The 16830-nt window shown below is 71.7% G+C and carries 17 protein-coding genes; 13 read left to right on the forward strand and 4 right to left on the reverse strand.

Annotated elements, in window-relative coordinates:
* The first annotated feature begins 68 nt into the window (after positions 1–68).
* From FHX33_RS17600 to FHX33_RS17620, 5 genes are read left to right on the forward strand one after another with little or no spacing between them, the layout of a single operon-like run.
* Positions 69–752 (forward strand): TetR/AcrR family transcriptional regulator, encoded by a 684-nt coding sequence (locus tag FHX33_RS17600; protein WP_021765278.1) that lies wholly within the window; start codon positions 69–71, stop codon positions 750–752.
* Entirely contained in the window at positions 749–1447 is a 699-nt protein-coding gene (locus FHX33_RS17605; RefSeq protein ID WP_021765277.1) for a hypothetical protein, read from the forward strand. The genes FHX33_RS17600 and FHX33_RS17605 overlap by 4 nt, the downstream gene beginning before the upstream one ends.
* A complete protein-coding gene (locus tag FHX33_RS17610; RefSeq protein WP_021765276.1) occupies positions 1444–3297 on the forward strand; it encodes a YhgE/Pip domain-containing protein in 1854 nt (617 codons plus the stop codon). Before FHX33_RS17605 ends, FHX33_RS17610 begins: the two co-directional genes overlap by 4 nt.
* 49 nt (positions 3298–3346) lie before the next feature.
* Entirely contained in the window at positions 3347–4192 is an 846-nt protein-coding gene (locus FHX33_RS17615; RefSeq protein WP_021765275.1) for a metallophosphoesterase, read from the forward strand.
* Complete coding sequence (locus tag FHX33_RS17620) at positions 4189–4611, forward strand: DUF3052 family protein (protein ID WP_021765274.1); 423 nt, start codon at positions 4189–4191, stop codon at positions 4609–4611. The genes FHX33_RS17615 and FHX33_RS17620 overlap by 4 nt, the downstream gene beginning before the upstream one ends.
* A gap of 46 nt (positions 4612–4657) precedes the next feature.
* Here the strand turns inward: FHX33_RS17620 and FHX33_RS17625 are convergent, their stop codons facing one another.
* Positions 4658–5287 carry a TrmH family RNA methyltransferase gene (locus FHX33_RS17625; protein ID WP_021765273.1) on the reverse strand — a complete coding sequence of 210 codons (630 nt, stop codon included), beginning with the start codon at positions 5285–5287 and terminating at the stop codon, positions 4658–4660.
* Between the two features lie 64 nt (positions 5288–5351).
* Between FHX33_RS17625 and FHX33_RS17630 the strand changes: the two genes are divergently transcribed.
* Positions 5352–6152: an HAD-IIA family hydrolase gene (locus FHX33_RS17630; RefSeq protein WP_021765272.1), complete on the forward strand. Its 801-nt coding sequence runs from the start codon at positions 5352–5354 to the stop codon at positions 6150–6152.
* Positions 6153–6156: 4 nt separating this feature from the next.
* Positions 6157–6708 carry a DUF4303 domain-containing protein gene (locus FHX33_RS17635; RefSeq protein WP_021765271.1) on the forward strand — a complete coding sequence of 184 codons (552 nt, stop codon included), beginning with the start codon at positions 6157–6159 and terminating at the stop codon, positions 6706–6708.
* 1 nt (position 6709) lies between these two features.
* On the opposite strand, the gene FHX33_RS17640 is transcribed toward FHX33_RS17635, so the two are convergent.
* Both FHX33_RS17640 and pyrE read right to left on the reverse strand, forming a co-directional pair.
* Positions 6710–9154 (reverse strand): hypothetical protein, encoded by a 2445-nt coding sequence (locus tag FHX33_RS17640; RefSeq protein ID WP_183428797.1) that lies wholly within the window; start codon positions 9152–9154, stop codon positions 6710–6712.
* Positions 9154–9702, reverse strand: coding sequence for an orotate phosphoribosyltransferase (pyrE, locus tag FHX33_RS17645; RefSeq protein ID WP_021765089.1), 549 nt, complete (start codon positions 9700–9702; stop codon positions 9154–9156). Before pyrE ends, FHX33_RS17640 begins: the two co-directional genes overlap by 1 nt.
* A gap of 42 nt (positions 9703–9744) precedes the next feature.
* Here pyrE and FHX33_RS17650 point away from each other — a divergent pair, with 42 nt between their 5' ends.
* The 5 genes from FHX33_RS17650 (at position 9745) to FHX33_RS17670 (ending at position 14279) form a co-directional block, all read left to right on the forward strand.
* On the forward strand, positions 9745–10593 hold the full coding sequence (locus tag FHX33_RS17650) for an exodeoxyribonuclease III (protein WP_021765088.1): 849 nt from the start codon (positions 9745–9747) through the stop codon (positions 10591–10593).
* A 110-nt stretch (positions 10594–10703) separates the two neighbouring features.
* Entirely contained in the window at positions 10704–11570 is an 867-nt protein-coding gene (locus FHX33_RS17655; protein ID WP_183428798.1) for an ABC transporter ATP-binding protein, read from the forward strand.
* A gap of 153 nt (positions 11571–11723) precedes the next feature.
* Positions 11724–12770: an aliphatic sulfonate ABC transporter substrate-binding protein gene (locus tag FHX33_RS17660; RefSeq protein ID WP_021762625.1), complete on the forward strand. Its 1047-nt coding sequence runs from the start codon at positions 11724–11726 to the stop codon at positions 12768–12770.
* Between the two features lie 7 nt (positions 12771–12777).
* Entirely contained in the window at positions 12778–13698 is a 921-nt protein-coding gene (locus tag FHX33_RS17665; protein ID WP_021762626.1) for an ABC transporter permease, read from the forward strand.
* A gap of 113 nt (positions 13699–13811) precedes the next feature.
* The gene (locus tag FHX33_RS17670) at positions 13812–14279 is read left to right on the forward strand and encodes an SRPBCC family protein (protein WP_021762627.1); all 468 of its coding nucleotides are present in this window, start codon (positions 13812–13814) and stop codon (positions 14277–14279) included.
* Positions 14280–14343: 64 nt separating this feature from the next.
* On the opposite strand, the gene FHX33_RS17675 is transcribed toward FHX33_RS17670, so the two are convergent.
* Positions 14344–15771: an APC family permease gene (locus FHX33_RS17675; protein WP_039921899.1), complete on the reverse strand. Its 1428-nt coding sequence runs from the start codon at positions 15769–15771 to the stop codon at positions 14344–14346.
* A gap of 145 nt (positions 15772–15916) precedes the next feature.
* Between FHX33_RS17675 and FHX33_RS17680 the strand changes: the two genes are divergently transcribed.
* Positions 15917–16819: an arginase family protein gene (locus FHX33_RS17680; protein ID WP_183428799.1), complete on the forward strand. Its 903-nt coding sequence runs from the start codon at positions 15917–15919 to the stop codon at positions 16817–16819.
* Positions 16820–16830: the final 11 nt, after the last annotated feature.

Consider the following 16830-nt stretch of genomic DNA (forward strand, 5'->3'; position numbering starts at 1 on the left):
TCGTGAACCTCGGGCGCGGGCGCCGCACTAAGTTGCACAGCGGTGTGCAAGAAGCGTAAGATCGTCGCATGACCGCCTCCCCCGCCCGTGCTCCGCGACGCGATGCCGCCGCGAACCGGGAGGCCCTCCTCGTCGCCGCCGCGGCGGCCCTGAACGAGGACATCGACGCCTCCCTCGAGACCATCGCCGCGCGCGCCGGCCTCAGCCGCCGCGCCCTGTACGGCCACTTCGCCAACCGCGACGACCTGCTCGTCGACGTCTTCACGCGCGGCGCCGCCCGGCTGGCCGCCCTACTCGACCCGGTGTCGCATCCCGACGCCCGCGTCGAGATCGCGCTCTTCGGCGCGACGCTCTGGGCCGAGGTCGAGCACATCCGGGTCAGCGCCGCCCTCGCCGTGCGCGGCCCGCACCGCCAGATGGTGGCCACCGCCCTCGACCCGGCTCGCGAGCGCCTGCGTTCCACGGTCGAGCGCGGGATGGCCGCGGGCCAGGTGCGCACGGACCTCGACCGCGAGACCGTCACCCGCCTGATCGAGAACGCGGCCGTCGCCGTCCTCGACGAGGCCACGCGCGCCGGATTCTCCCGCGCGGCCGGGCACCGGCTGGTCATGCTGGCCGGCCTCGGCGCGGCGGGCCTCGGCTGGCAGGAGGCCGACGCGCTGATCGACAGCACGCCCGAACTCGCCTTCACCCCCGAACCCGCACTCCCATCCACACCCGCACCCGTATCCACCCCGGAGAAGAACCGATGAAGATCGCCCTCGACTCGGTCGCGAAGGGCCCGCGCAACGCCGCCCTGCCGCCGACCAGCGTCGCCTTCGCCAACGGTCAGGCCGTGCTCGCGCGCGCCGAGACCGAGCAGCGCCCGACCGTGCTCGGCCTGATCGCCTCGGGCCGGATGCGCCCGGACGCCGGGGTCGTCACGATCGACGGCGCCACCGACTACCGCGCCATGCGCCGGCGCATCGCCCTCATCGACGCGCCCGACGTGTGCGAGCCCGCCGCCGATGTGACGGTCGCCGGGATCGTGGCGGAGGAGCTCATGTTCGCCGGCCGCGCCTCCCACCCGATCGCGGTCAACAAGCGCCTCAGCGAGCTGGACGCGTCGGAGTACGCGCGCTGGGACATCGGCACGGTGCCGCCGACCGTGCGCATCCGGCTGCTCGCCGAACTCGCCTTGATGCGGAAGGGCGTCGACGGTCTCGTCATCGTCTCCCCCGACCGCCACGGCGGCGACCCGAGCGAATGGTGGACGTTCGCCCGCGAGCTAGCAGGCCGCGGCATCGCCGTGCTCGTCGTGGCCGGCGACGCCTCCGCCGCGGCGATCGCCGCCGCCTCCCTCGTCTCGCGGCTCGACGAGACCGCTTCCGCACCCGCGACCTTCGACGAGGACCCGGGCCGCGACGACACCGATGACCTTCCCGACCTGATCGTGGAGAACGCATGAAGATCCCGCAGATGATCGCGGCGGAGTTCCGCCGCCTGACCGCCAACCCGATGGCCATCGTGGCGCTCATCGCCCTCATGGCCGTGCCCGTGCTCTACGGCGGCCTGTACCTGTGGGCGAACCAGAACCCGTACGCGAACCTCGACAAGATCCCGGCCGCGATCGTGGTCGACGACACCGGCACCACGGTCGACGGCAAGGACATCAACTACGGCGACCAGGTGGCCGACCAGCTGATCGAGGACGGCTCGTTCGACTGGCACCGGGTGAAGTCGGGGTCCGCGGCGAGCGGCGTCGACGACTCGAAGTACGACTTCAGCATCACCTTCCCGTCCGACTTCTCGTCGGCGCTCGCGTCGGCGTCGGGCGACAGCCCGCACCGCGCGATCGTGACGCTCACGACCAACGACACCAACAGCTACCTGGCCTCGACGATCGGCACCCAGGCGGCGGAGAAGATCCGCACCTCCATCGTCAAGCAGGTCAACCAGGAGGCCGCGGCGCAGTTCCTCCTCGGGCTCTCCGACATCCGCTCCAATCTGGTGAAGGCCGCGGACGGCGCGAACCAGCTGGTCGACGGCAGCGCGACGGCCCAGTCGGGGGCGTCCTCCCTCGCCGACGGAACGGCCCAGCTCGCGAGCGGATCGCAGACCCTGGCCAACTCGCTGGGACAGCTCGCCTCGGGCGCCCAGCAGGTGAGCGACGGCGCTGCCCAGGTCGCCTCCGGCAACAAGGAGCTCGCGGGCAAGGCGAATGAGGCGGGGCAGGTCGCGGCCGACCTCGCGACCGCCGCACCCCAAGCGCAGCAGGACCTGCTGGCCCGGCTCGCCGCGGCCGGTGCGACCCAGGAGCAGCTCGACCAGGTGAAGGCCGTCCTCGGCGACCTCGACACCAAGGTTCAAAACGGCAACGACCAGATCCAGGCAGCCGTCGGCAAGATCAACCAGCTCTCCGCGGGCGCGGACCAGGTCGCGGGAGGCGCGGCGCAGGTCGCCAGCGGATCGGCGCAGGCCCAGGCCGGTGCGACCCAGCTCGCCAGCGGTGCGGGCACCGCGGCCAGCGGTGCAGCACAGCTGCGCGACGGACTCACCACGCTCCACGACGGCACCACCACCCTGAGCAACGGCCTCCAGGACGGCGTGAAGCAGATCCCGGACAACTCCCCCGAGCTGCAGAAGAAGCAGGCGTCGACGATCTCCGACCCGGTCAACCTGAAGAACGACAGCATCACCTCCGCCGGCACGTACGGCGCGGGACTCGCTCCGTTCTTCGTCGCCCTGGCCGGCTGGATCGGCATCTACGCGCTGTTCCTCATCGTGAAGCCCGTCTCGCGCCGCGCGATCACGGCGCTGCACTCGCCCGTCAAGATCACCCTCGCGGGCTGGCTCACGCCGGGTCTGCTCGGCGCCATCCAGATGGTCGGGCTGTTCGCGATCGTGGCCGGCGCCCTGGGCTTCCGCATCGAGAACCCGGTCGGGATGTACGGACTCATGGCGTTGGCGTCGCTGACGTTCGCCGCCATCATCCTGGCGCTGAACGTGTGGCTGGGCAGTGTCGGGCAGTTCCTCGGCCTGGTCCTGATGGTGCTCCAGCTCGTGACCGCGGGAGGCACCTTCCCCTGGCAGACATTGCCAGGCCCGTTGGCCGCCCTGCACCATGTGCTGCCGATGTCGTACGCGGTCGACGGGATCCGCCAGCTCATGTACGGCGGCAACCCCGCCACCGCCTGGGCGGACGCGGGCGTGCTCGGGCTGTGGCTGCTGATCGCGCTGCTGGTCTCGGCGATCGGGGTGACGCGGATGACGCACTTCCGCACCCTGCGCGACCTGCGGCCATCGCTGATCGGCTAGACCCGGTGGGGTGGGAGGCGCCGTCACCCGTGCGCGCTAGGCTCGGCGCGTGACCGCCTCCCACCGCATCCTGCACCTCAGCGACACCCACCTGTTCGGCGACGGCCGACGCCACTACGACCTCGTCGACACCCGCGCGGCGCTGGAGCGCGTGCTGGAGCGGGCCTCCTCGCTCGGCACCCTGGATGCAGTCGTCGCGTCGGGCGACCTGTCGGAGGACGGCTCGGCGGAGTCGTACCGCATCCTCTCCGGACTGCTGGAGCCGTGGGCGGCCGAGCGCGGGGCGCAGGTCGTCTACGCGATGGGCAACCACGACCTCCCGGAGCCGTTCGAGGAGGTCCTCGGCGAGCGCGAACGCGTCGTCGAGGTGCGCGGCCTGCGGATCGTGACCGTCGACTCCACCGTCGCCGGCGCCGGATACGGCGAGGTCGGCGAGGAGCGCCTCGACCGGCTGCGGGAGATCCTCTCCGAGTCGGCCGACCACGGCACCGTCGTCGTGCTGCACCATCCCCCGACGCCTCCCACGACCGGGCTCTTCGAGTCGCTGCGGCTGGTCGACCCCGAGCCGCTGCTCGAGGCGTGCCGGGAGGGCGACGTGCGCGCCATCCTCGCCGGGCACTACCACCACGCGCTTGTCACCGAGACGGACCCCGGGTACATCCCGCTGGTCGTCGCTCCCGCGGTGGCGAACACCACCGACGTGCTCTGGCCGGCGCCGGGCGAGCGGGCCGTGCGCGGTTCCGGCTTCGCGCTGATCGACCTCCCGGACGACGAGCCCGTGCGCGCGCTCATCGTCAGCGTGCCGGCGCCCGACGACGGCGAGACCGTCTACGAGCTCGACGCGGCGGACGTGACGCGCATCGCCGAGACGTCGGGCTGGCGCGGAGAGCAGTGACCACTCCGGCCGGGTACTCCGGCACGCCGCTGTGGAAGAAGCTCGGGCTGAAGCCCGGGATGCGCGCGCAGCTGCTGCACGCCGACCCCGGCTGGCGCATCCCGCTCGACGAGCCCGGTGCTCCCGACCCGATCGATTGGCTCGAGCCCGGCGACGACGGCCCGGCCGCCCTGGTGCTGGCGTTCTACCGTGAGGCGGCCGACTACCTGGGCGAGCTCGACGCGATCGGTGCCCGCATCCGGCCCGACGGGATGCTGTGGGCGGCCTGGCCGCGCAGAGCCGCCGGCCACGTGAGCGACATCGACGAGAACCTCCTGCGCGACGCCGCCCTCGACCGCGGGCTCGTGGATGTGAAGGTCGCCGCGCTCTCGACGGACTGGTCCGGCCTCAAGATCGTCTGGCGCCGCGAGAACCGCTGACCCGGTGGCGCGATTTGTACCAAATGTCCGGGGGGGGTGGGGACGGTCAGAAGCGCACGTGCTGGAGGACCCACGCGTGCATGGCGACCGCGGCAGCGGCGGAGGCGTTGATCGAGCGCGTCGAGCCGAACTGCGAGATCTCGATCACGGCGTCGGCGGCGTCGATCGCAGGCTGCGAGAGCCCCGGTCCCTCCTGCCCGAACAGCAGCACGCACTCCCGCGGGAGGGCGAAGGTCTCGATGAGCACCGACCCGGGGACGTTGTCCACCGCGATGATCGGGAGGCCGGCCTCCCGAGACCACGCGACGAACGCCTCCACGTCGTCGTGGTGCACGACGTGCTGATAGCGGTCGGTCACCATCGCGCCGCGCTTGTTCCACCGGCGCCGGCCGATGATGTGCACGGTGTCGGCGGCGAACGCGTTCGCGCTGCGCACGATCGACCCGATGTTCATGTCGTGCTGCCAGTTCTCGATGGCGACGTGGAACGGGTGCCGGTGCTCGTCGAGGTCGGCGACGATCGCCTCCATCCGCCAGTAGCGGTAGCGGTCGATCACGTTGCGGGTGTCGCCCTGGCGCAGCAGCTCGGGGTCGTAGTGGTCGCCCTCCGGCCACTCGCCCGGCCAGGGCCCGACGCCGTGGGTGGTGAGCTCGTGCGACGGTCCCGGGTGATCCACCCAGCCAGCGTAGCCGCCCGCCCTCTAAGCTGGTGGCGTCCAGTCTCCATCGGAAGGGGTTTGCGTGGCGCGACGCGACGAGATCGAATGCTGGCTCACCGACATGGACGGCGTGCTCGTCCATGAGAACCAGGCGCTGCCCGGCGCCTCGGATCTGATCCAGCAGTGGCGCGACAACGGCACCCCGTTCCTCGTGCTGACGAACAACTCCATCTACACCCCGCGCGACCTCGCCGCCCGGCTCCGCGCCTCGGGCCTGGACGTGCCGGAGGAGTCGATCTGGACCTCCGCCCTCGCCACCGCCGACTTCCTCAAGTCGCAGAAGCCCGGCGGCAGCGCCTACGTCATCGGCGAGGCCGGACTCACCACCGCGCTGCACGAGGCCGGCTTCATCATGACCGACACGAACCCCGACTACGTCGTGGTCGGCGAGACCCGCAGCTACTCGTTCGACGCGATCACGAAGGCCGTGCGCCTCATCGGCGCCGGCGCCCGGTTCATCTCGACCAACCCCGACGCGACCGGCCCGAGCGCGGAGGGCCCGCTCCCGGCCACGGGCGCCGTGACCGCCATGATCACCAAGGCGACCGGCGGCATGGAGCCCTACGTCGTCGGCAAGCCCAACCCGATGATGTTCCGCTCGGCGCTCAACCGCATCGGCGCCCACTCCGAGAACACGGCGATGATCGGCGACCGGATGGACACCGACGTCGTCGCGGGCATCGAGGCGGGCCTGCACACCATCCTGGTGCTCACCGGCATCAGCGACCAGGCCGAGATCGACCGCTACCCGTTCCGCCCCGACGAGATCCTCAGCGGCGTGCGGGAGCTGCTCGCGCCCGAGCCCGTGGAATCGGACCTCTGACGGCGTGACCCTCGAGCACCACCCTGCGTCGTATGGCCGCGTTCGCGCCGCCATCCGGGAGGCCGCTCGCGCAGCGTGGACGGATCTGCGCCGCGAGCATCCCGAGTCGTTCTACTACTTCGGGCTGTGGACGACGCCGCTCGCCCACCGGCCGGCGCCGACCGCGATCTCGCTGGAGGGGCAGGCGCGCGTCGTCACCCACTACCGCGCGCAGGGGATGCCCGTGACCGCGGAGGAGCTGCGCTGGGCCGAGAACGACTCGCCGTTCGACCTCTTCGGCGACGAGGGCTTCGCCGAGGTGGAGCGCCTGTTCGACGCGTTCGGCAACCCGTACGACCGCCCGCGCGCCGTCAACGAGGCCCTGTTCGAGACGATCACGGGCGCGCTCGCCGATCTCGACGCGGAGGGATTCTTCGGCACGGGCGTCGAGCGCGACGCGGTCGTGGTCAACGTGACCATGCCCGGCCACGACGAGGCGGACGACCTGCTCGCGTCGGCGCGCGCGCTCAACCCGGCCTCGGCGCTCACGCGCTACGAGGCCGACTGGTCAGCGTAGGTCAGCCCGTCGGGCCGGGACCGGCGACGGACGACGTCATCGGCTCACCCGTCGAGCGGGTGGCGAAGCAGTAGTACGAGCGCTGCCCGGACTTCCACTGCTCCTCGGTCGCCGGGAAGGTCCCCTGCACCTGGAGGCCGGTGTACGCCGCGGCCGCGTTCAGGTCGATCACACCGGGCGCGGTGCACAGGCCGTTGATCTGCTGGCCGAGCGCGTCGGCTCCCGGGTAGGCGGCCGCGATGTCCGGGTTGAGGATGCCGGTGTAGACCATCTGCGCGGTGTGCGGCACCGCGCAATCGACCACGGTGAACGACTCGGCCCAGGGCGTGGTGTACGGCTCGATGCACTCGCCGCCGCCCAGCGCATCCCACGCGGCGACCCCGGCCGCGGCCGGAGCCCCCGGCTTCGGAGTGACCGTCGGGGTCGGCGTGGGGGTCGGCGTCGGCGTCGCGGACGGGGTGGACGATCCGGAGGCCTTCGGGGTCGACGCCGTCGCGCCGAAGAGGGACGGCAGACGCGTCCCGAGCGCGAAGAGGCCGATCAGGACGAGGACCACCGCGAGCGCGCCCGCCACGATGAAGAGGATGCGATTGTTGCGTGGATTGCGCGGGCGCTCCGGCGGAGTGGCGCCCGTGGTGTCGCCGGGTCCGCCTCCCGAGACGCCCGGCGCCGCGGGTCCGCCCACCTGTGCGACCGGTGCGGGTGCGATCGGCGGGGTCTCGGCGGACGGGATCACTACGGTGGGGTCCGCGGCGAAGACGGGTGCCGGGAGCGTCTCCTCCGGGACGGTCAGCGGGCCGGTCAGAGGGGCGGTGAAGGGCTCGGTGAACTGCGGGCCCTCCATCGCCGCGCTGGGCTCCGCGGCCGCCAGGTCGGGGAAGAGGATGGTGTCGACGTCGGAGGGCCGATCACCGGCGGCGGGTTCCTCCGCGAGGGCGGCGTCCGGCTCCGGCTCGAGGTTGGGCTCGGGTTCGGGCTCGGCGACATCGCCGAAGAGCGCGGCGATGCCGTCGTCGGGCTCGGGCTCCGTTTCGAGTGGATCGGCGGCAGGGACCTCGGCTTCGAGGAGCTCGGGCTCGGCCTCGGCCGGCGCCGACTCGACGACCGGCAGCACCGTGGTCGGCTCGGGCGCGACGGCGACGGGCGCCACCTCGACGGGCTCGACGGGAGCGAGCGGATCCGGGTCTCCGACGCGCGCCGCGAGCAGCGCCGCCATCTCGGCGGTGTCGAGCTTGGTCGTCGGCACCCCGGCGCTGTCGGGCTCGGGCGCGGGCGCCTGCTCGGCCGCGGGCTCGAACAGCTCGGCCGCGTGCGGAGGCGGAAGCACCGGTTCGGCCGGCGGCGTCGGCGCCGCGAACGCGGGCGGCACCACCGGTGGCGGGGCGACCGGGGGCTGCTTGGTGAGAGGAGGCTGCGCGGCGACGGGAGGCGGGGTTGCCGCGGGCAGCACCGTCGCGGGCGGGAGCACGGTCGGCGCGGGCGGCGTGAGCGATCCGGGGACGATAGGGATGATCCCGGTCGTGTCGCCGATCACCGACCGGGAGGCCGGAGCGTCCGGGCTGGGCGCGCCGTAGCCGAGGAGAGCGGCGAGTCCGTGACTCTGCGGCTCCTCCGGCGCGGCGGTGGCCTCGGCCGCAGCACCGGCCTCCCGCTCGTCGTCGGTGCGCTGCGAGTCGGGGACGGCCGGCGTGGCCGTCTCCGGGGACTGGACGGGCTCGTCCCACTCGGGAGGCTTGGGCATCCGCAGCGAGGCGAGGAAGCTCGGCGGCTCGGCGAGCGCCGGCGACGGCGCGGCCGGTTCGGGAGCAACGGGCGCTTCGGGAGCAACGGGTTCGGGAGCAACGGTGGATTCCGGCTCGACGGGCGCCGCAGCGACCGGCGGCGTCACGGTCGGCGGCTCGGGGAGCACGGGCACCACCGGTGCTGCCGGTTCCGGTGCCGTGTACCGCGGGGGCTCGGGCAGGGACGGCTCCGGCTCGACCGCCGCGGGCTCCACGGGAGCAACAGGCTCCACGGGAGCAACCGGCTCCACGGGAGCAACCGGCTCCGCAGCCTCCACCGGCACCGCGGGCACCAGCGGGACGCCGGGCTCGACGGGCGCGGCCGTCGTGTTCACCACGAGCGGGTCTTCGCCGGCTCCGGGGGTCAGGTTCCAGGTGAAGGGCGTCGGTCCTGAGGCGGTCGGCTCCGGCTGGGGACCGGTCCCTTCGGCGTCCTCGTCCGATCCGACGGGCTCCACCGGATCGGCGGCGGCGCTGCGACGCGCACGACGCGACAGGGGCGCGGGCTCCGGTTCGTCCGGCTCGACGACCTCCGGCTGCGTGCCCAGCTCGCGGAACAACCACTCGGGGCTGCCGAACTCGGGCTCATCCGCTCCGGGCGCGGCGGCGTCCGGCGACGCGTCGGCGTCGCCGTCTCCGTTCGCCGGGTCGCGGTGGTCGGCCACTAGGCCAGCCCCAGATCCTTCAGGCCGATCGCAGCGTAGTACGGGTATCCGGCGGCCTCGATGACCTCGCGTGCGCCGGTGTCGCGGTCGACGACGACGGCGACGGCGGCGATCTCGGCGCCCACCTTCTTCAGCGCCTCGACGGCTTTGAGCGGCGAGCCGCCGGTGGTCGAGGTGTCCTCGAGCACGATGACGCGCTTGCCGGCCAGGTCGGGGCCTTCGACCTGCTTGCCGCGGCCGTGGTCCTTCGGCTCCTTGCGCACGACGAACGCGTCGTAGCCCGCGCCGCGCGCAGCGCCCTGGTGCAGGATGGCTGCGGCGACCGGGTCGGCGCCCATCGTCATCCCGCCCACCGCGGAGACGTCGGGGATGTCGGCGATGAGGTCGAGCATGACCTGGCCGATCAGCGGGGCGACCCGGTGGTCGAGGCTGACCTTGCGCAGGTCGACGTAGTAGGTGGCCTTCTTTCCGCTCGTGAGCGTGAAGTCCCCGTGGAAGACGGCGTCGGCCGAGATGTAGTCGATGAGCTGCTGTCGTGCGTCGGTCACGTCCCGATTCTATGGGGGCGGGACCCCCGATACGATCGGTGCATGCGTGTCGCCACCTGGAACGTGAACTCCATCCGCACCCGAGTCGGCCGAGTGGTGGACTGGCTGGTCCGCGAAGACGTGGATGTGCTGGCCATGCAGGAGATCAAGTGCAAGCCCGAGCAGTTCCCCTACGGACCGTTCGAGGACGCCGGCTACGAGGTCGTGCTGCACGGTCTCAACCAGTGGAACGGCGTCGCCATCGCGAGCCGGCTGCCGATCGAGGACGTGCAGATCGGCTTCCCGGACATGCCCGGATTCCTCAAGGGTCACGAGGGCCCGGACCTGCCGAAGGAGGCGCGCGCGATCGGGGCGACCGTGGACGGCGTGCGGCTCTGGAGCCTGTACGTGCCGAACGGCCGCGCGCTGGACGACCCGCACTACCACTACAAGCTCGACTGGCTGGCGACGCTGGCGGAGGACACCCGCCGGTGGCTCGCCGAGAACCCGCACCTCCCGCTCGCGCTGATGGGCGACTGGAACGTGGCTCCGCTCGACTCCGACGTCGGCGACCCGAGCCTCATCCCGGGCGTCTCCACGCACATCTCTCCCCCGGAGCGCACGGCGTTCTCGGCGTTCGAGGCGGCGGGACTCACCGACGTCGTGCGGCCGCTCGTGCCCGAAGGTTACACGTACTGGGACTACAAGCAGCTGCGGTTCCCGCGTAACGAGGGTCTGCGGATCGACTTCATCATGGGGTCGGAGGCGTTCGCCGACCGGGTCGCGGGAGCCTCCATCCACCGCAACGAGCGCAAGGGCGACGCCCCGAGCGATCACGTGCCGGTGCTGGTCGACCTCACGGACGCCCCGAGCGATGACGAGGACGAAGACCGGCCGATGATCTTCGGCTGACGCCGCACGGCTCGCCCGCAGAGACTCCACGGTCCGGCGGGCAAGCTTTCGTTACGCCACGTTTCGTCGCGCGGGCGCGCCGACGGGGGCTTCGGTAGCGTCGGAGCACCATGTCCGAGACATCGTCCGCCTACCCCGTCGAGTTCGCCGGAGTCGGTCGCGCCTTCGCGGCCCCTCAGCGCCGCGGCCACGCGGGCGACGTGCGGCCCGTACTGCGCGATGTCTCCCTCCGGGTCGAGGCCGGCGAGGTCGTCGCCATCCTCGGTGCGAGCGGCTGCGGCAAGTCCACGTTGCTGCGCATCGCCGGTGGTCTGGACCAGCCCACCGCGGGTGCGGCGCTGATCGACGGTTCGCCGGTCGCCGGCGTCGACCCCCGCTGCGCCGTCGGCTTCCAGGAGCCGCGGCTGCTGCCCTGGCGCTCCCTGGCCGACAACGTCGCCCTCGGGCTCCCGCGCGGTCTCGATCGGGCCGCCGGTCGCGAGCGCGTCGCCCGGCTGCTCGACCTCGTCGGGCTCTCCGCCTCCGCCACCCTGCGTCCGCGCGAGGTCTCCGGCGGCATGGCGCAGCGCGCCTCCCTCGCTCGTGCCCTGGCCCGCAACCCGGGCGTCCTGCTGCTCGACGAGCCGTTCGGCGCCCTCGACGCGCTGACCCGCCTGAAGATGCAGGACCTGCTCGTGGACGTGCACGCCGCCGCCCCGACGACGATCCTGCTCGTCACCCACGACGTGGACGAGGCACTGCAGCTCGCCGACCGCATCATCCTGCTCGGCGCCGAGGAGGGACGCGTCGGCGCGACCATCCGCAGCGTCACGACCGTGCCCGGCGCACGGCCGCGCGACCGCGCCTCGGCGGAGCTCGCGGCGCTGCGCGCCGACCTCCTCGACGGGCTCGGCATCGACCGGCACGGGAACGCGCACGCGGGCTCGGTGACGGCCGGCGGCCGAATGTCGTCCACAGCCGAGGCCTCCCTGGTCTGATTCCACCGATCGGGCGATCCCACCCCGCGGAACAGCACAGCACGGGAGGCTCGACTCAGCTCCACCCGCACCACCGGCACCACAGCACGCACCGCACCGACAGCACCGCACCCACACAGCACGGCTCGACAGAGCCACGGACCAGGAGGCCCCATGCGCCGCACACCCACCATCGTCACCGCCCTCGCGGCCGCCGCCGCAGCGGCGACCCTGCTGCTCACGGGCTGCGTCGCCGGAGAGGGCTCGGCTTCGGGCGCCGCCGCGAGCAGCACCCCGGGCACCGTCACGAAGGGCGGAACGCTCAACATCGACTTCGCCACCTACAACCCGCTGAGCCTGGTGATCAAGAAGGAGGGCTGGCTCGAGAAGGCCCTCGCCAAGCAGGACATCACGGTCAACTGGGTGCAGTCGGCCGGCTCCAACAAGGCCAACGAGGCGCTGCGCTCCGGCGCGATCGACGTCGGCTCGACCGCCGGCTCGGCAGCGCTGCTCGCGCGCTCGAACGGCTCCGAGATCAAGACGATCGACATCTTCTCGCAGCCCGAGTGGTCCGCCCTCGTGGTCGGGCCGAACTCCACCATCACCGACGTGAAGGAGCTCAAGGGCAAGCAGGTCGCCGCGACGAAGGGCACCGACCCCTACTTCTTCCTCCTGCAGGCGCTGGAGGCCAACGGACTCTCGGCCGACGACGTCACCATCCAGAACCTCCAGCACGCCGACGGCTGGGCCGCGCTGCAGAACGGCTCGGTCGACGCCTGGGCCGGTCTCGACCCGATCATGGCGAACGCGCAGGCCTCCGGCGCCAAGCTGATCTACCGCAACGTCGCCTTCAACACCTACGGGTTCCTCAACGCGACGGAGTCCTTCGTCTCGAGCAAGCCCGATGTGGCGCAGACCGTCGTGAACACCTACGAGTACGCCCGCGCCTGGACGCTGAAGCACCCGGACGAGACCTCGCAGATCCTCGCCGACGCCGCCAGCATCTCCCTCCCGGTCGCGACCACCGTCATCACCGAGCGCACCAACCTCGACGTCTCGCCGATCCCCGGCGACGCGCAGCTGAAGGTGCTCAAGAAGGTCGGCCCGATCTTCGTCCAGACCGGCGACGTCGCCTCGCAGTCGAACATCGACGCGGCGCTCAAGAGCCTGCTCGACCCGACCTTCGCGAAGAAGGCGGACCCGAGCGCCATCGGAGGCTGACGCGGCCATGTCGTATCAGAACGCACCGGAGGGCGACGGCCCGCTGATCGTCGTCGGCGGTTCGGGAGGCGAGGTCGGAAGCGCGACCTCCGTCGCCCGGGAGACGCCCCGGCCGCCGGCCGGTCCGCGCATCGTGGCGAAGGATGGCGCGCTCGCAGCACGCACGCCCTTCCTCTCCCGGCGCTGGGTGCGGATCACGGGCGGACTCGTCCTGCCGGCGATCATCCTGGTGGTCTGGCAGGTCGCCAGCACCTCCGGTGCGTTCACGTCCGCGCAGCTGCCGTCCCCGGCCATGGTCTGGAACGCGGCGATCGACCTCGCCCAGCGCGGGCTGCTCGGGCTCTACATCGCGATCTCGACGCAGCGCGTCCTGATCGGCTTCGCCTGCGGCGCGGCGCTCGGCCTGGTGCTGGGCGCCGTGGTCGGGCTCTCACGCCTCGCGGACATCCTGTTCAGCTCCACCCTCGCGGCCGTGCGCGCCGTCCCCTCGCTCGCCTGGGTGCCGCTGCTGATCCTCTGGTTCAAGATCGGCGAGGACTCCAAGATCATCCTGATCGCGATCGGCGCCTTCTTCCCCGTCTACACGACGGTCGCGGCCTCCCTCAAGCACGTCGACCGGCACCTCGTGGAGGCCGGTCGCGCCTTCGGGCTGAACGGCGTGCGCCTGTTCACGACGATCCAGCTGCCCGCCGTGCTGCCCTCGGTGATCTCCGGCCTGCGACTCGCGCTCGCCCAGGCGTGGCTGTTCCTGGTGGCGGCCGAGCTCATCGCCTCCTCGATGGGCCTCGGCTTCCTGCTGAGCGACTCGCAGAACAACGGCCGCACCGACCGGCTCTTCCTGGCGATCATCCTGCTCGCCCTGCTCGGTAAGGCGACGGACTCCCTCGTCGGCCTGTTCGAGCGCTGGGCGAACCGCCGCTGGGCCTGAGCCTGCGCGCGGCGTCGCGTCGCACCAACCACCTGTGAAGTCCAGGCCCTGTACCTGACCGCTGCCCGGCCTACCGTTCGACGGGAAACCAGAAGGCAGCGAAAGGAGCAGCAATGGCTGCAGTGACCAAGTCCATCGACGTGAACGTCCCGGTCTCGACCGCATACAACCAGTGGACCCAGTTCGAGTCCTTCCCGCACTTCCTCGACGAGGTCGAGGAGATCCGCCAGGTGGACGACACCACCAACCACTGGCGCGTGAAGATCGGCGGCGCGGAGCGTCAGTTCGACACCGTCATCACCGAGCAGCTCCCGGACGAGCGCGTGGCGTGGAAGTCCGTCGCCGGCGACACCGAGCACGCGGGCGTCGTCACGTTCCACCGGCTGTCCGACACCGAGACCAAGGTGACCGTCCAGCTGGAGTGGGCGCCGTCCGATGCGCTGGAGAAGATCGGTGCCGTGTTCGGCCTCGACGACCACGCCGTCAAGAAGGACCTCGAGAACTTCAAGGAGTTCATCGAGTCGCAGGGCACCGAGTCCGGTTCCTGGCGCGGCGAGGTCGACCGCGGCAAGACGGTCTGACCGCCCTCGACCCAGAACGTCGGAACGGCGCCGGTGCGACTTCGCACCGGCGCCGTTCTGCGCGTCAGCGCTCCGAGTCGACCCGTTCCTGGACAGCCCTGCGCTTCGCCATCCGGGAGTAGATCCGCTCGACGATCCACAGCAGGATCCCGATCGCGAGCAGCCCGAGGGCGATCGTGTACTGGCCGACCGGGCGCCCGGACGTCCACGGGAACACCAGGTAGAGACAGGTCAGGCCGCCGATGATCGGCAGCACCGTCGGCGAGCGGAAGTGCTTGTGGTCGACGGGTTGTTTGCGCAGAACGAGGACCGCCGCGTTGACGACCGCGAACACGGCGAGCAGCAGCAGGGAGGTCGTCCCGCCGAGCAGCGCCACGATCGAGCCTTTCGGGTCGAGCGAGACGTAGATGATGAGCGCCACCGCCAGCGCCGACGTGAAGAGGATGGCGGTCCACGGCGTGCGCCGCTTCTGCGAGACCTTCGCCAGGAACGGCGGCAGCACGCCCTGCTTCGCCATCCCGTAGAGCAGGCGGCTCGCCATCATCATGTTGATGAGCGCCGTGTTGGCGACGGCGAACATCGAGATGAACGGCAGCAGGTCGTTGATCGGGAAGCCCGGGGCGGCCGCCTCGACCGCCGTGACGAGCGGCGTCTCGCTGCCGGCGAGCTGGCCGATCGGGACGAGCGCAACCACCGTGATCGACACCAGCACGTAGATGACGGCGGCGATGCCCAGCCCGCTCAGCATCATCTTCGGGAAGATACGGCTCGGCTCCTTGGTCTCCTCCGCCATGTTCACCGAGTCCTCGAAGCCGACCATGGCGAAGAACGCCAGCGAGGTCGCCGTGCTCACCGCCAGCAGCACGCCTTTGTCCTCCGGCGTCTCGAACGCCACGACGCGCGACCAGTCCGCGTTGCCGCCGGCGATCGCCCACATGCCGATGAAGATCACGAGCAGCAGACCGGAGAGCTCCACGAGGGTGAGGACCACGTTCAGCCACACGCTCTCCGTCACCCCGCGCAGGTTGACCAGCATGATGAGCACGATGAAGGCGAGCGCGATCAGCAGTGTCGTGAGGTTCTCGTCCGGGATGCCGAAGCCCACGGTGAGGTTCACCGCGAAGGCGCGCGACGCCGTCGACGCCGAGGTGATGCCCGACGTCATGACGATGAAGCACACGATGAAGGTGAAGAAGTGGATGCCGAACGCCTTGTGCGTGTAGAGCGCGGCGCCCGCGGCCTGCGGGTACTTGGTCACCAGTTCCAGATACGAGAAGGCGGTCACGGTGGCGACCGCGAACGCCAGCAGGAAGGGCAGCCAGGCCGCGCCTCCCACCTCCGCCGCCACCTGTCCGGTGAGGGCATAGACGCCGGTGCCGAGGATATCGCCGACGATGAACAGCAGCAGCAGACCGGGCCCGAGCGCCCGCTTGAGCTCGGGCTGCTCAGGCTCGACGGTCTTGACCACCTGGGTCCAGGATGGATCGCTCACGATTGCTCCCTTCGACACGACCGCGGTGACGTGCGTAGTGCGACTGTATGTGAGTTCTCTCAGATTTGCGACCCGTTCGGGGGTGGAACGGGTCGGCACGGCGCGGATCCCGACCCGAGCGGGACGCACCTGGCAGGCTGCCAGCATGATCGCACTCGTCTCGGCGCCGACGAACCTGGGCCTGCGCCCGCCGCAGCCCGGGAGCGTTCCCGGTTCCGCCAAGGCGCCAGAGGCGTTGCGGGAGGCCGGACTCCACGAGCGGCTACTGGCGAGCGGGGCGCGCGATGCCGGGGTGGTCATCCCGGGCCGCTACGTGGACGATGACGCGGCGCGCGCGCCCGGCCGCGTCCGCAACGAGGCCGCACTCGTCGAGCACGCCCGGCGCCTCGCCGACCGGGTGACCTCGATCCTCGACGCCGGGGACGCCCCGATCGTCGTCGGCGGCGACTGCAGCGTGCTCGTCGGGATCGGTGTCGCCCTGGCGCGCCGAGGCGGTGCCGGCCTGCTCCACCTCGACGGCCACACCGACTTCCGGCACCCCGGCAACAGCGCCGTGTGCGCCAGCGTCGCCGGTGAGGACCTCGCGGCCGCGGTCGGGCTGCACTGGCCGGCGATCTCCGACATCGACCGGCTCGGACCGTACGTCGACCCCGCCCGCGCGGCTCACCTGGGCCACCGGGACGACGACGAGCATGCGGCAGAGGCGCGCGGCGTGCTCGGCGCGGTCGTCTCCGCACGCGAGGCCCGGGAGACCGCACCGGCCGCGCTGGCCGCCCGCCTCCGCGCGGTCGCGGGCACCGGATACTGGCTGCAGCTCGACGTGGACATCCTCGACCCGGGCGTGATGCCCGCGGTGGACAGCCCCGACCCCGGCGGCCTCGGCGCCGACGAGCTGAGCGGACTGCTGCGGGAGCTCGCCCCTCACTCGATCGGAGTCTCCATCACGGTCTTCGACCCGGACCTCGACCCGGACGGACGCTACGCACGCCTGCTCACCGAGCTCCTCGTCGGACCGCTCGCCGCAGTCGGGAGTGCCCTAGGCCGCTGACGACGGCGCGC

Origin of the sequence: Leifsonia aquatica (genome assembly GCF_014190775.1) — a bacterium.
GTDB classification, from domain to species: Bacteria; Actinomycetota; Actinomycetes; order Actinomycetales; family Microbacteriaceae; genus Leifsonia; species Leifsonia aquatica.

Excerpts from the sequence above, each read along its gene's own strand:
- FHX33_RS17600 (WP_021765278.1), top strand. The coding sequence starts at position 69 with ATGACCGCCTCCCCCGCCCGTGCTCCGCGACGCGATGCCGCCGCGAAC.
- FHX33_RS17605 (WP_021765277.1), top strand. The coding sequence starts at position 749 with ATGAAGATCGCCCTCGACTCGGTCGCGAAGGGCCCGCGCAACGCCGCC.
- FHX33_RS17610 (WP_021765276.1), top strand. The coding sequence starts at position 1,444 with ATGAAGATCCCGCAGATGATCGCGGCGGAGTTCCGCCGCCTGACCGCC.
- FHX33_RS17650 (WP_021765088.1), top strand. The coding sequence starts at position 9,745 with ATGCGTGTCGCCACCTGGAACGTGAACTCCATCCGCACCCGAGTCGGC.
- FHX33_RS17655 (WP_183428798.1), top strand. The coding sequence starts at position 10,704 with ATGTCCGAGACATCGTCCGCCTACCCCGTCGAGTTCGCCGGAGTCGGT.
- FHX33_RS17660 (WP_021762625.1), top strand. The coding sequence starts at position 11,724 with ATGCGCCGCACACCCACCATCGTCACCGCCCTCGCGGCCGCCGCCGCA.
- FHX33_RS17665 (WP_021762626.1), top strand. The coding sequence starts at position 12,778 with ATGTCGTATCAGAACGCACCGGAGGGCGACGGCCCGCTGATCGTCGTC.
- FHX33_RS17670 (WP_021762627.1), top strand. The coding sequence starts at position 13,812 with ATGGCTGCAGTGACCAAGTCCATCGACGTGAACGTCCCGGTCTCGACC.
- FHX33_RS17680 (WP_183428799.1), top strand. The coding sequence starts at position 15,917 with ATGATCGCACTCGTCTCGGCGCCGACGAACCTGGGCCTGCGCCCGCCG.